This is a genomic window from Clostridium sp. AM25-23AC (assembly GCF_003435125.1).
GTDB lineage: Bacteria > Bacillota > Clostridia > Lachnospirales > Lachnospiraceae > Pilosibacter > Pilosibacter fragilis.
Map to the genome: position 1 here is coordinate 126849 of NZ_QWGI01000004.1, position 13407 is coordinate 140255.

General features: G+C 51.5%; 11 protein-coding genes. 8 read left to right on the top strand and 3 right to left on the bottom strand.

What is annotated here, in order from left to right; all coding sequences use genetic code 11:
- The first annotated feature begins 8 nt into the window (after positions 1 to 8).
- The 5 genes from DW677_RS04055 to DW677_RS04075 all read left to right on the top strand — a co-directional run bounded on the left by DW677_RS04055 (position 9) and on the right by DW677_RS04075 (position 6283).
- Entirely contained in the window at positions 9 to 1775 is a 1767-nt protein-coding gene (locus tag DW677_RS04055) for a V-type ATP synthase subunit A (protein WP_117566523.1), read from the top strand.
- A 14-nt stretch (positions 1776 to 1789) separates the two neighbouring features.
- Positions 1790 to 3187: a V-type ATP synthase subunit B gene (locus DW677_RS04060; protein ID WP_015552849.1), complete on the top strand. Its 1398-nt coding sequence runs from the start codon at positions 1790 to 1792 to the stop codon at positions 3185 to 3187.
- A 12-nt stretch (positions 3188 to 3199) separates the two neighbouring features.
- A complete protein-coding gene (locus tag DW677_RS04065) occupies positions 3200 to 3820 on the top strand; it encodes a V-type ATP synthase subunit D (protein WP_117566524.1) in 621 nt (206 codons plus the stop codon).
- Entirely contained in the window at positions 3817 to 4536 is a 720-nt protein-coding gene (locus tag DW677_RS04070; RefSeq protein ID WP_117551970.1) for a TIGR01906 family membrane protein, read from the top strand. The genes DW677_RS04065 and DW677_RS04070 overlap by 4 nt, the downstream gene beginning before the upstream one ends.
- 202 nt (positions 4537 to 4738) lie before the next feature.
- Positions 4739 to 6283 carry a D-alanyl-D-alanine carboxypeptidase family protein gene (locus DW677_RS04075; RefSeq protein ID WP_117471002.1) on the top strand — a complete coding sequence of 515 codons (1545 nt, stop codon included), beginning with the start codon at positions 4739 to 4741 and terminating at the stop codon, positions 6281 to 6283.
- A 135-nt stretch (positions 6284 to 6418) separates the two neighbouring features.
- Here DW677_RS04075 and DW677_RS04080 read toward each other — a convergent pair whose 3' ends face one another.
- Entirely contained in the window at positions 6419 to 7393 is a 975-nt protein-coding gene (locus tag DW677_RS04080) for a 3'-5' exonuclease (RefSeq protein WP_117503610.1), read from the bottom strand.
- Positions 7394 to 7646: 253 nt separating this feature from the next.
- Between DW677_RS04080 and DW677_RS04085 the strand changes: the two genes are divergently transcribed.
- The gene (locus DW677_RS04085; RefSeq protein ID WP_147324922.1) at positions 7647 to 8051 is read left to right on the top strand and encodes a VOC family protein; all 405 of its coding nucleotides are present in this window, start codon (positions 7647 to 7649) and stop codon (positions 8049 to 8051) included.
- Positions 8052 to 8177: 126 nt separating this feature from the next.
- Here the strand turns inward: DW677_RS04085 and hcp are convergent, their stop codons facing one another.
- Positions 8178 to 9815 carry a hydroxylamine reductase gene (hcp, locus tag DW677_RS04090; protein ID WP_117471005.1) on the bottom strand — a complete coding sequence of 546 codons (1638 nt, stop codon included), beginning with the start codon at positions 9813 to 9815 and terminating at the stop codon, positions 8178 to 8180.
- 427 nt (positions 9816 to 10242) lie between these two features.
- Between hcp and DW677_RS04095 the strand changes: the two genes are divergently transcribed.
- The gene (locus DW677_RS04095; RefSeq protein ID WP_117471006.1) at positions 10243 to 11580 is read left to right on the top strand and encodes a potassium transporter TrkG; all 1338 of its coding nucleotides are present in this window, start codon (positions 10243 to 10245) and stop codon (positions 11578 to 11580) included.
- A 26-nt stretch (positions 11581 to 11606) separates the two neighbouring features.
- Positions 11607 to 12254 (top strand): TrkA family potassium uptake protein, encoded by a 648-nt coding sequence (locus DW677_RS04100; RefSeq protein WP_117471007.1) that lies wholly within the window; start codon positions 11607 to 11609, stop codon positions 12252 to 12254.
- Positions 12255 to 12411: 157 nt separating this feature from the next.
- On the opposite strand, the gene DW677_RS04105 is transcribed toward DW677_RS04100, so the two are convergent.
- Positions 12412 to 13362 carry a M14 family metallopeptidase gene (locus DW677_RS04105; RefSeq protein WP_117471008.1) on the bottom strand — a complete coding sequence of 317 codons (951 nt, stop codon included), beginning with the start codon at positions 13360 to 13362 and terminating at the stop codon, positions 12412 to 12414.
- Between the last annotated feature and the right edge of the window lie 45 nt (positions 13363 to 13407).

The following is a 13407-nucleotide window of genomic DNA, read 5'->3' on the forward strand; positions in this document are numbered from 1 at the left end:
AAATCAACATGGCTGCAAAAGGCACAATTTACGGGATCAACGGCCCGATTGTCTATATTGCCGGTGATTCCGGTTTTCAGATGAATGAGATGGTCTACGTCGGAGAGGCAAACCTCGTCGGCGAGGTCATCGGACTGACCTCCGAACGCACAACGATCGAGGTCTATGAGGAGACCACAGGTCTGAAGCCCGGAGAGCCGGTCACAGGAACAGGAGCTCCTGTCTCCGTCACACTTGCCCCCGGCATTATCACAAATATTTTTGATGGAATCGAACGTCCGTTAGCCGCGATCAAAAAATCAAGCGGCTATTATATTGACCGCGGTGTTCATGTAACATCCCTTGATACAGAAAAGAAATGGCAGACCCACATGACCGTAAAGCGCGGTGATCATGTCTACGGCGGCACCATCATCGCGGAGGTCCCGGAGACGAGAGCCATTACCCATAAAGTCATGATCCCGCCGGATCTGGAGGGCGATGTCCTCTCCGTTGTCTCCGACGGTGAATATACGATCAATGATACATTGATCACTCTTATGACAAAGGACGGAACAGAAAAAACCATCACTATGACACAGAAATGGCCGATCCGCATCCCGCGTCCGACCGTAAAGCGCTATCCGGCATCCAAACCGCTGATCACAGGACAGCGTATCCTTGACACCCTGTTCCCGCTCGCAAAGGGCGGCACGGCGGCGATCCCGGGCGGATTCGGTACCGGAAAGACCATGACCCAGCACCAGATCGCCAAGTGGTCTGATGCCGATATCATCATCTACATCGGCTGCGGCGAGCGTGGAAATGAAATGACACAGGTTCTGGAGGAATTCAGCGAGCTGATCGACCCGAAGAGTGGAAACCCACTGATGGAGCGGACTACGTTGATCGCCAATACCTCCAACATGCCGGTTGCCGCCCGTGAGGCGAGTCTTTACTCCGGCCTGACACTTGCAGAATACTACCGCGACATGGGATACAACGTAGCGATCATGGCAGACTCCACCTCCCGTTGGGCAGAGGCGCTCCGTGAGCTCTCCGGCCGTCTGGAGGAGATGCCGGCCGAGGAAGGTTTCCCGGCTTATCTGGCATCCCGGCTGTCCCAGTTCTATGAGCGTGCCGGAATGGTCCAGAACTTAAACGGAACGGAAGGTTCCGTATCCATCATCGGAGCCGTATCCCCGCAGGGCGGCGATTTCTCCGAGCCGGTCACACAGAACACCAAGCGTTTCGTCCGCTGCTTCTGGGGACTTGATAAGAACCTCGCCTACGCGAGACACTTCCCGGCGATCCAGTGGCTGACCAGCTACTCGGAATACCTCACGGATCTTTCTTCCTGGTACTCTGAGCATGTGGATAAAAACTTTGTCAATTACCGTAACCAGCTCGTCACGATCCTGAATCAGGAAAGCAGCCTGATGGAGATCGTAAAACTGATCGGATCCGATGTTCTCCCTGATGACCAGAAGCTCGTTCTCGAGATCGCCAAGGTTATCCGTCTCGGTTTCCTTCAGCAGAACGCTTTCCATAAGGAAGATACCTGCGTTCCGCTGAAAAAGCAGTTTAAGATGATGGAGATCATCCTTTATCTCTATAAAAAATCCCGTGCCCTCGTTGCCATGGGCATGCCGGTATCCGTCCTCAAAGAAGAAAAGATCTTTGAGAAGATCATTGCCATCAAATATGACGTCCCGAATGACCGTCTCGACATGTTTGACGACTATAAGAAGCAGATCGATGACTTCTACAATTCCGTCATCGAGCGCAACGCATAAGGAGGCAGATCACAATGGCAGTCGAATATCTTGGCCTTAGTTCCTTAAATGGCCCTCTTGCCGTCCTCGAAGGCGTTTCCGGGGCATCTTATGATGAAATCGTGGAAATGACCGTCGACGGAAAAGAAAAGAAGCTCGGACGCATTATCGAGGCGTACGAGGATAAAGCCGTGATCCAGGTGTTTGAGAGCACCGGAAACATGGCATTGAAAAACACTCATACCCGTCTCACCGGACATCCAATGGAGATCGGCGTCTCCGCCGATATGTTAGGCCGTACCTTTGACGGTCTTGGAAATCCTATCGACGGTCTGGGACCGATCTTAGCTGATAAAAAACTGGATGTAAACGGAAAGCCGTTAAACCCGGTGGCCCGTGAATATCCGCGTAACTACATCCGTACCGGTATCTCCGCCATTGACGGTTTGATGACCCTGATCCGCGGACAGAAGCTCCCGATCTTCTCCGGAAACGGACTTCCCCACGACCAGCTGGCAGCGCAGATCGTCATGCAGTCCTCTCTGGGAGACAATTCCGATGAAAAATTCGCCGTCGTATTCGCAGCTATGGGCGTCAAGTACGATGTTGCCGAATACTTTGAACGGACCTTCCGCGAGAGCGGCGTTCTGGACCATGTTGCCATGTTCATCAATCTTGCAAATGACCCGGTCGTCGAGCGTCTGATCACACCGAAGGTTGCCCTCACAGTTGCCGAATACCTCGCATTTGAAAAGGGCATGCATATCCTGGTCATCCTGACGGATATGACCTCCTACGCTGAGGCGCTGCGTGAGGTCTCCTCCTCAAAGGGCGAGATCCCGTCCCGTAAGGGATATCCGGGATACTTATACAGTGATCTGGCATCTCTCTATGAGCGCGCCGGAATCGTCGCCGGAGTCAACGGATCTGTCACACAGATCCCGATCCTGACTATGCCAAACGATGATATCACCCACCCGATCCCGGACCTTACCGGTTACATCACAGAAGGTCAGATCGTTCTGGACCGCAGCTTAAACGGTCAGTCCATCTACCCGCCGATCAGCGTGCTTCCGTCCCTGTCCCGTCTTATGAAGGACGGCATCGGTGAGGGATTTACCCGTGAAGATCATCAGGATGTGGCAAACCAGCTGTTTTCCTGCTACGCAAAGGTGGGCGACGCGAGAGCCCTCGCATCTGTTATCGGTGAAGATGAGCTCTCCCCGATCGATAAAAAATATCTGGAATTCGGCCGGGAATTTGAAAAACGGTTCATCGGACAGGATATCCATGACAACCGTACCATCATCGACACCTTAAACATCGGCTGGGAGCTTTTAGGACTTCTTCCGAGAGAAGAGCTCGACCGTATTGACACGAAGATCTTAGACAAGTATTATAAACCTGCAGACGCCGCTTCAGACGCTTCATAAGGAGGGGATCTCATGAATCCGAACACATTCCCCACCAAGGGAAATCTGATCCTTGCGAAAAACTCCCTCGCCCTTGCGACTCAGGGGTACGGACTGATGGATAAAAAGAGGAACATCTTGCTGCGGGAACTTATGGGCCTGATCGATCAGGCAAAAGCAATCCAGTCCGAGATCGATTCCACTTTTACCGCCGCCTACAAGGCACTCCAGAAGGCCAATATCGAGATGGGAATCCACTATGTGGAGGAGATCGCAGGTTCACTTCCCGTCACGGATGATATCCGGATCAAGGCGCGCAGCATCATGGGAACGGAGATCCCGCTTGTCGAGTATACACCGTCAAAAGATGAAAAACCGCCTTATTCGTTTTACAGCACCAGCGATTCGCTGGACGAGGCACGAATCGCCTTCGAGCGCGTGAAGGAACTGACCGCAGACCTCGCAACCGTGGAGACATCCGCCTACCGTCTTGCCGAGAGCATTAAGAAGACCCAGAAGCGGGCCAATGCATTGAAAAACATCACGATCCCGTCATACCAGGCACTTGTGAAGGACATTTCAAATGCTCTGGAGGAAAAGGACCGCGAGGAGTTCACAAGACTAAAAGTAATCAAACGGAGTACCACGAAATGACAAAAACAGCAAAGACCATTACCTACGCCGCCGGGATCTTCACCGCGTTCTGGCTGATCATCGCGTTCCTTATCACGTCCGTTGAGGCAGTCACCTACTGGACGCCGGGATATTATGAGAAGGAATACACGAAATACCAGGTTTTAAACGATCTCCCTGAGATGACCATGGACGATCTTCTTGACGTCACCGACCAGATGATGGCGTTCCTTCGCGGAAAGCGCGAGGATCTTCACGTATACACCACCATGGGCGGGGAATACCGGGAATTTTTTAATGACCGGGAGATTGCCCACATGGAGGACGTGCAGGGACTCTTCATCGGCGGCCTGTGGCTCCGCCGGATCGGGATCCTGATCACCCTATGCTTCGCGGCCCTGGCTTATTTCCGGGGACGTAAGAGTGCGGAGCGGACAGAGGCGTTAAAGCGCCTGATCCCGAAATCCCTCTGTATCGGCACCGGCGCGGTCTTTGCTGTAGCACTGGCCCTGATCGGCATTATATCCACAGACTTCTCAAAATATTTCATTGTTTTCCACAAAATCTTTTTCAACAATGATCTGTGGGTCCTCGATCCACGTACCGACATGCTCATCAACATCGTTCCGGAAGGTTTCTTCTTCGATACCGCCGCCCGGATCGCGATGGTGTTTGCAGGGATCGTTATGGTATTTTTTGTTGGAAATCTGGTATTATATAAAAGAGCCGGCAGATAGATCTGCCGGTTTTTTTATATCATTTATCGGTTGCAGCCCTGTCTTCAAACTGCTATAATCCATAGTACGAGTACTGTGATCATTCAATCCTTCACAATTACAGGCAAAAATCCATTCCTGATCGGCTGTGCCGATGGGATTTGAGACATCAAAACAGCCGCCACGTCGGGTAAACATGGCGGCAATTTTTTCAAGGAGTTCCATGAAACGAATTTTAAGTATTTTTCTCTGTCTGACGCTGATCCTCGGCTTTTGTCCGGGACAGACGGCATATGCGGCGGCTGAGTGGCCGTCGGAGATCTCGATCTCGGCGGACGGCGGGATCCTAATGGACATCAATTCGGGAGCGGTTTTGTTTGAGAAGAACAGCCATGAACCGTATTATCCGGCAAGTATCACAAAGATCCTGACGGCACTGATCGTGATTGAAAACTGTGGGCTTGATGAGACCGTGACGTTCTCCAATACAGCGGTGAACTCTCTTGAGCCGAACTCCTCCATTCTGGGGGCCCGCGCCGGAGATACGTTAAGTGTCCGGGACTGTCTTTATGCCCTGCTTTTACAGTCCGCGAATGAGGTTGCAAACGCTCTGGCCGAACACTGCGCAGGCAGTATTGATGCTTTTGCGGAGAAGATGAATGAGAAGGCGGCGGAGCTTGGATGTACGGACTCCCATTTCGCAAACCCGAGCGGTCTGAATAATCCGAATCACTATGTATCCGCTTATGACATGGCTCTGATCGCGAAGGCGGCATTTAATAATCCGACATTTGTAGAGGTTGATTCCACAACATACTATGACGTTCCTGCGGGGAAATTAAAGCAGTACCCGGATGGCTGGCGCTACTACGCCCACCACAGAATGCTGCGGCGGAATGATTCCCTTTATTACGACGGTGCCATCGGCGGAAAGACCGGTTACACCCTGCTCGCGGGAAATACATTGGTGACATGCGCGGAGCGCGATGGAATGAAGCTCATAGCTGTCGTTCTCAATGGTCACCAGACCCATTATTCCGACACAAAAGCACTGTTTGACTATGGATTTAAAAATTTCAAGTCCGTTCCGGTTGCGGATCAGGACAGCACTTACAGCAAGGTGGCTGATGATCTGACGATCTCCGGGATCTTTTCCGGGAGTGCTACAAGACTCACGGTAAATAAAAACAGCGCGGTGACTTTACCTGCGGATGGGAGCTTCTCCGATGTGACTTCCACACTGGACTACGACCTGACTGACGATGCACCGGATGGGGCGATTGCACGGATCGATTACCGCTATGGGGATAAGCTTGTGGGACAGGCTTATCTGGAGGCGACTGTGACACAGGGATATGTGCCCGGAGCAGTGAATCAGAGCACGGATACCGCGGAGACTGAGACTGTGGCTGAAACCATTCCTTCTAAGGCACCTGACAAGGAAACCGAACCTTCCTCTAAAAAAACGGGCAGCAATAAGACATCCTGGACCTCCTCTCCTGCTTTCGGCATTGTTAAGAAAGTCCTGATCGCTGCCGCTGTCATCGGAGCCATCGGCGGCGCCGTCTCCGGAATCATGATCTATCAGGAAAACAAAGCCCAGAACGAGCGTTTTCTCCGTCATCAGCGGCGCGAAAAACGTTTAAAGGAATGGGGATATTCTTCCACAGAATTTGATATGATCATGGAAAAGCACTTAAGATCCAAGTCCGGGATTAAGCAGCCGGGATTCCGGGAGCGGCTCAGAGATCATTTTCGGAGACGATAAGTTTTATTTTATGTAAACTAAAAGAGCAGATGTATGCTTTTTGAAGCAATACCTCTGCTCTTTTTCTATCTTTTCACATCCGTTTTTTCAGGAGCAAAGTGCTCAATTGCTGCCGTATCTTCCGGGCTGCCGCCTCTATTCCACTCCATGGAGTTTCTTCTGCCTGCTTTTCTCCGCACGGCGGATCCGGGCCTCCTCTTTTTTCAGGAAAACAGCTTCTGCACCTTCCTCATCCACCGGTTTTACCGTCTTTACGGCAAAAACTCTGCCGTCCTCCGACTTTTTCATCCGGATTTTTCCTTTCATCATACCGTGTTCCGGGCATGTCGCAAGGCAGAGGTAATAGCGCTGCCCCGAGGAAAACCAGCGGATCTTTTTCCTCAACATCCGGCGGCACTTCGTGCAGACAACATCTGTCACCCGCTTCTCCTCCATCGCCTCTTCCTTTGTCTCAAACATCCGGGACACAAACTTCGTGTACTCCGGGAAACGCAGCGTGAACTCCTCATCCTCGCTCTCCGGCGGCATATAGTAGTCCACGGACACATAGTCCTTCACAGACTCAAAATCCATGGCCCGCATCACACGTCCCGTATACTCTGCGTCGCCAAGCGCCCTATGGAACGGCGCGTCCACGTCAAGTGCAAAGGACTCCACCGCCTCATCCAACGAAATTCTCGCCTTTCCGTCCTGATAACACAGGCTGTACAGTTTCTGGACATCATAAAAAAGGAACGGTTTCGGGAACGGGATCGTCATCCCATGATAGACCATGTTCCTCTGCAGTTCCGTAAGGTCCATACTTCCCCAGGTGCAGAATATGCAGTCCTCTCCACACCATTTAAGGAAATCCTCCATTACCGCCGCAAACGGCTCTCCATCCCGCTCTAACTCTTCGATGGAAACATGGGTCACCTCAGAGATGATCCGGTGCATCTGGCGGTACACGCAGGGACGGATGATCCGGTGAAACTCCGCGACCTTCTCACGCTCTTCATTCAGTTTTACTGCTCCGATCTCAAAGATCTCAAAAGGAAGCCGCTCCACAGACGCTTCTTTACCGCCCGGGTTCTGGTTCCATTCCAAATCAAATACAATAAAATTTTTCATAATACAAGAGTATAGCACAGTTTTTTCTGCCCGTCACTGAGAAAATTGTTGCTGTACACGGGCAGGGATCAGTCGCTTACTTTTTTCTTGCACTCTGTTTCAAATAATCCTATAATAAGCATAGTTTGAGATAGAAAAACTACAGCAACAGCGTTTCCGCCTCTGTAGGATCACTCAGGTAAGACCATCTGCTTCTGATCTGGTGCTTTTATCTGGAGATTTGCTGCGCTGGAACGCGGAAAGGATTCTTATCATGAAACACATCACAGGACTTGCGCATATCGCGCTTTTCACAAAGGATCTTGAAACATCCATAAAATTCTACGAATGTCTCGGTGGAAAGGTCACTGGACAGGCTGATGTCCAGAAGCCGCTTGGAACTAACCACATCAAGATCGTCAGCATGCCGGGCTTTGACCTCGAGATCATCGAGCCACATGACGGCACTGATGTGACCGCCCTGGGCAGTCTCTTCCCGCACATCGCAATCGAAGTCAATGACATCGACGCTGCCATCGCAGACTTAAAGGCAGCCGGGATCACAAACTTCCGGGGCGGTGTCGACAAGGCAGCTGACCTCCCGATCTTCGGCGGCATCCGCAACGCATTTTTTATCGGACCGAACGGAGAACAGCTGGAGCTTTTACAGCATCTGTAAAATTCGGTTGACCGCAGATCATGCGGATCACTGTAATTTAAGTACATAAGTAAAGTCCCCGGATAAGGAACTACCGCAGCTGGTCAACTGACCGATGGCACATTCCCTATCCGGGGGCTTTTTATCTTATCCCAATAACGCCTTCAAATCCTCCTCCGGCGTTGTCACCGGCCCGATTCCATAATTTTCCACAAGGAAATTCAGGATATTCGGGGAGAGGAACGCCGGTAAGGACGGGCCGAGGCGGATATTCCTGATCCCAAGATGCAGGAGTGTCAGGAGAATACACACTGCCTTCTGCTCATACCAGGAGAGCACGAAGGACAGCGGAAGCTCGTTCACCCCGCACCCAAACGCCTCCGCCAGCGCCATAGCCACCTTGATGGCACCATAGGCATCGTTGCACTGGCCCATGTCCATGATCCGCGGGAGACCGCCGATATTTCCAAGGTCCAGATCGTTAAAGCGGAACTTTCCGCATGCTAACGTCAGGACAAGGCTGTCCGCCGGAGTCTGCTTTACAAAATCCGTATAGTAGTTTCTTCCCGGCTTCGCGCCATCGCAGCCCGCAACGAGGAAGAAATGTCTGATCGCGCCGGATTTTACCGCGTCGATGACCTGATCAGCCATGGAAAGGATCGTTCCATGTCCGAATCCTGTCATGACCTGAGTTCCGCCGTTGATTCCCGTAAACTGGCGGTCTTCCTGATATCCGCCGAGTTCCAGCGCCTTCTCGATCACCGGGGTAAAGTCTTTCTCATCATCAATATGAACCATTCCCGGATATGCTACGACCTCCGTCGTGAACACGCGGTCCGCGTAGGATTTCTTCGGCGGCATCAGACAGTTTGTGGTAAAGAGGATCGGAGCCGGGATATCCGCAAATTCCTTCTGCTGATTCTGCCATGCAGTTCCGAAATTGCCCTTTAACTGCGGATACTTTCTGAGCTCCGGGTAAGCGTGGGCCGGCAACATCTCGCCGTGGGTGTAGATGTTAACGCCTTTTCCCTCTGTCTGCTTTAAGAGAAGCTCCAGGTCCTTGAGGTCATGTCCCGTCACAACGATAAACGGTCCTCTTTCTACTACAAGCGGTACGCTGACCGGGATCGGAGTCCCGTAAGTTCCCGTGTTTGCTGCGTCCAGCATCGCCATGCAGGTGAGGTTCACCTCGCCGACCTTCAGGACCGTCGGGAGCAGGCTTTCGACGGTACCGTCTTTTGCGATCTCCCGGAGCCCCGTTAAGAAGAACTGGTTTACCGTCTCATCAGATGCCCCCAGCATCAGCGCATGGTACGCGTACGCCGCCATACCCTTTAATCCGAACAGGATCAGGGATTTCAGGGAGCGGATATCAGGGTCCATGTCCCACAGCAGACCGAGATTATAATCATCCGTATCTTGCACACTTGCTGCCGCACCTGACTCTCCCGCTGCCTTTTCGCGCGGTCCTGCACTTTTCTTCACCGGCGCTGCGAGCAGCCGCTCCTTCTCCCTGTGCGTCTTCTCAATCTGCGCCCGGATCGCGTCATCATCAAAGCTTACATTCGTAAGTGTCGTAAAAAGCCCCTCGATCACCGTGCGGTACACTCGATCTCCCGGACATTCCACGCCTTCTGCCGCTCTCGCAAGCCCGATCATCGCACCTACAAGCTGGTCCTGCAGCCTTGCTGTCTCCGCCGTCTTTCCGCAGACACCCGTGCTCCCGGTACATCCCGCGCAGCCTGCGGTCTGCTCACACTGATAACAGAACATTTTTTGATCCATTTCATATACCTCCATATATTTCCCCGACTCTTCCCGCGTGACTCCAGGCAGCCCATACAAGCAGCCAACACTGTCTTCGCAGTTTTGCCGATCTCAAATTATCCTGACACGCCTGCCGTCCCTGCGGCAGCCATAACCGATAAGTCATCATGTTTCCCTGTCCGGCACCGCCGAACCATGTACACATTATATCCGCGAAATCAGCTTTCGTATGTTGTAATTACAACATTTTTAAACAGACCACCTGGAAATAATTTCCACACGTCCACCTCTCACACTTTTCGCAGACCAGAACGGATCCAGCCGCTCTTTATAATTTCCTGTGCGAATCAGGAATTTTCAGGACTTTAAAATCCATAAATTTCGCTTTTCTTTACATCCATAAACGTTTATAATGGAACAAATGCTTTATGAAAGGATTCAGATTATGTTTCGTATTCTTTCCGCTTTCAGGCGGTTAAATTCATTTCAGATCATTGTTTTAGGCTTTGCCTTCGTGATCTTGCTCGGCGCCGGCATCCTGATGCTGCCGGTATCCTCCGCGGACGGAAGCTGGACTCCATTTGTAAACGCCCTGTTTACCTCCGTCACCTCCGTCTGCGTGACCGGTCTTGTGGTCTGTGACACCGGAACCTACTGGTCTTCCTTTGGACATGCCGTAATTCTGCTTCTGATCCAGACCGGCGGTCTCGGCGTTGTGACGATCTCCGCTTCCTTTACGATCCTCTCCGGAAAGAAGATCGGTCTTTCCCAGCGGAGTATCATGGCAGAATCGGTCGCTGCCCCTCAGCTCAGAGGAGTTGTCCGCCTGACCGGTTTTATTGTAAGAGTCACTCTCGGTATCGAACTGATCGGCGCTCTCCTGATGGCACCTGTATTCTGCCGCGATTTTGGTCTTTTCCGGGGACTCTGGATGTCTTTATTCCACTCCGTATCCGCATTCTGCAATGCCGGAATCGATCTGCTTGGTGTCCGGGGAGCATATTCCTCCCTGACATCCTACGCATATGACCCGCTGATCAATCTCGTGATCATCCTGCTTATCGTGATCGGCGGAATCGGTTTCCTGACCTGGGATGATATTTACAGAAACCGCCACCATATTTCCCGATACCGGATGCAGAGTAAGGTCATCCTCTCCTACTCGCTGGCACTGATCTTTATCCCGGCTATCCTCTTCTTTTTTCTGGAATTTCAGGATATCCCGGCCGGAAAACGGATCCTTGTATCCTTATTCCAGTCGGTGACAACGCGAACTGCCGGTTTTAATACAGCGGATCTTTCCTCCATGCGGGAATCCGGCCAGTTTCTTATGATTCTTCTCATGCTGGTCGGAGGAAGCCCGGGATCCACCGCCGGCGGAATCAAGACGACCACTCTGGCCGTTCTGATCTCCTGTGCGACTGCTGTCTTTGCCAGAAAGGACAGCCCGGAAATGTTTAAACGGCGCATTATCCCCGATATTGTCGCCACAGCGATCGCGATCCTTTTCATGTATACAAGCCTCGGTATCCTGTGTGCCATGACGCTCAGCATTCTGGAAAGCCTGCCTCTTATACCGTGTCTGTTTGAGGCGATTTCTGCGCTTGCTACGGTAGGCTTGAGCTTCGGGATCACCCCGACACTTTCCGTTCCATCGAAGCTGATCCTGATCACATTTATGTTCATCGGCCGTGTTGGCGGGCTCACGATCATCTACGCGACCATGTCCGGTTACAGGATCCGGTGCGGAAAATTCCCGCAGGAAAAAATTTCCGTCGGATAATAGATCATATATTTAAGGAGAAAATTATGAAATCAATTCTTTTGATCGGTCTCGGCCGTTTTGGAAAACATGTTGCCATGCATCTTCACAACCTCGGACACCAGGTTATGGCCATTGACAGTACGGAAGAACGTGTCAACGCAGTCCTTCCCTATGTGACGGAAGCGCAGATCGGTGACAGTACAAATGAGTCCTTCCTTTCCTCTCTGGGAATCCGCAATTTTGATGCCTGCATCGTCGCGATCGGCGATAATTTCCAGAGTTCCCTTGAAACGACCTCTCTCTTAAAGGAGCTCGGAGCAAAGCTCGTTGTCTCCCGCGCTTCCAGTGACGTTCACCAGAAATTTCTTCTGCGAAACGGTGCCGATCAGGTCGTCTACCCGGAACAGCAGCTTGCGAAATGGACAGCGATCCGCTTCAGCTCCGACCACATTCTTGATTTCGTCAATCTGGAAGGCGACTACGATATCTATGAGGTTGATCTTCCGGAACGATGGGTTGGCATGAGCGTAGGTGAGATCGATATCCGGAAAAAATACGGCATCAACATCATTGCCGTCCGTCGAAACGGCACCCTGGATTTCTCCGTCAAGCCGGAAACCAGCTTTGAAGAAGGCGATACGATTCTGGTTCTCGGACAGTATCGCGATCTGCAGAAATGCTTTAAGATTTAATATCCTGTTTGCTCCAGTGCGCGCCTGCGAAACCTGCCGCCGGCAGCTTCTTTTGTATGCATGGCAGCATAAAAAGCCATTTTATGGATATCTCCTGAATTCCAGGACTTTCCCATAAAATGGCTTTTTATTGACATTTTTATTTCACATCTGTTATTTATCTATCCACATATTCCCCATAAGCGATCAGCGGATCCCCTGTCTTCACGCCAAGACCTACCGTCTGGTACAGAACGATTCCCGGATAGTCTGCCCGATACTCCCGTAAAAGGTTTCCCCAGATATCTCTCACCGTTCCCAGAACCGCACCTCCCGCGAACGTATCTCCTGCGGAAAATACCGGATACCACAATCCATCTGTCTCTGCCTCCAGATACTCTGCTCTGGTCACATTTTTCTGCTGCACTGTATGAACCTCTTCACCGGAAAGAAGTCCCATGCGGATCATAATATTCTTCACATCCCGCTTATATGCCTGAACTTCGCTGTCCGTAAATTTTCCGCCGCCTCCGCGCTCCATGAGGATCGCAGGAAGACCTCTTTGGCAAGCGCTGCTATACGCGCCGGTGGTCGCTGTGGAGCTGGCACGCACTTCCATATCCGCTGCCATTGCCATGTTCGCAGACACCCTGGCGATCTTTTCTCCTGCTGCCACATTATAATAGACAAACGGCATAACCTCTTCACTGGTATCCCCCGCATGAAGATCGATATAGTAGTCCGCCTTTGACTGGAGTTTTTCCGTGATCGTCCACGCGATCCGCTCCGACAATGTTCCATCCTTTTTCCCCGGAAATACCCGGTTCAGATTTTTTCCATCTTCAGGCACGAAAAAGCGCACATAATCCCGGAATGCTGAAGGATTTGCCACATGAAGGCAGATCACATTCCCCGCAGTATCCTTGGGATCAAGCTCTCTGGAAAGCTCGGAAAGCGCCTGCACGCCGATATATTCCGCTCCATGGACTCCCGCTGATATCATCATCGTAGGTCCTTCCTTTGCCCCGCAGATAAGTGTTAGCGGAAGTTTCTGTCCGCCGCCTTCTATTTCCAGCCACCCAGTCTTCTTTTCTCCTGCTTCTGCACAGATCATTCCGATCTCCAGCATATTTCTGCCACCTCCTGAGCATATTTTCTGTCGTGCACTGTAACT

Bases quoted from the DNA above. Each gene is read 5' to 3' on its own strand.
- DW677_RS04100 (WP_117471007.1), top strand. From the start codon at position 11,607: ATGAAATCAATTCTTTTGATCGGTCTCGGCCGTTTTGGAAAACATGTT.
- DW677_RS04075 (WP_117471002.1), top strand. From the start codon at position 4,739: ATGAAACGAATTTTAAGTATTTTTCTCTGTCTGACGCTGATCCTCGGC.
- DW677_RS04105 (WP_117471008.1), bottom strand. From the start codon at position 13,362: ATGCTGGAGATCGGAATGATCTGTGCAGAAGCAGGAGAAAAGAAGACT.
- DW677_RS04060 (WP_015552849.1), top strand. From the start codon at position 1,790: ATGGCAGTCGAATATCTTGGCCTTAGTTCCTTAAATGGCCCTCTTGCC.
- DW677_RS04095 (WP_117471006.1), top strand. From the start codon at position 10,243: ATGTTTCGTATTCTTTCCGCTTTCAGGCGGTTAAATTCATTTCAGATC.
- DW677_RS04065 (WP_117566524.1), top strand. From the start codon at position 3,200: ATGAATCCGAACACATTCCCCACCAAGGGAAATCTGATCCTTGCGAAA.
- DW677_RS04070 (WP_117551970.1), top strand. From the start codon at position 3,817: ATGACAAAAACAGCAAAGACCATTACCTACGCCGCCGGGATCTTCACC.
- DW677_RS04085 (WP_147324922.1), top strand. From the start codon at position 7,647: ATGAAACACATCACAGGACTTGCGCATATCGCGCTTTTCACAAAGGAT.
- DW677_RS04055 (WP_117566523.1), top strand. From the start codon at position 9: ATGGCTGCAAAAGGCACAATTTACGGGATCAACGGCCCGATTGTCTAT.
- hcp (WP_117471005.1), bottom strand. From the start codon at position 9,815: ATGGATCAAAAAATGTTCTGTTATCAGTGTGAGCAGACCGCAGGCTGC.
- DW677_RS04080 (WP_117503610.1), bottom strand. From the start codon at position 7,393: ATGAAAAATTTTATTGTATTTGATTTGGAATGGAACCAGAACCCGGGC.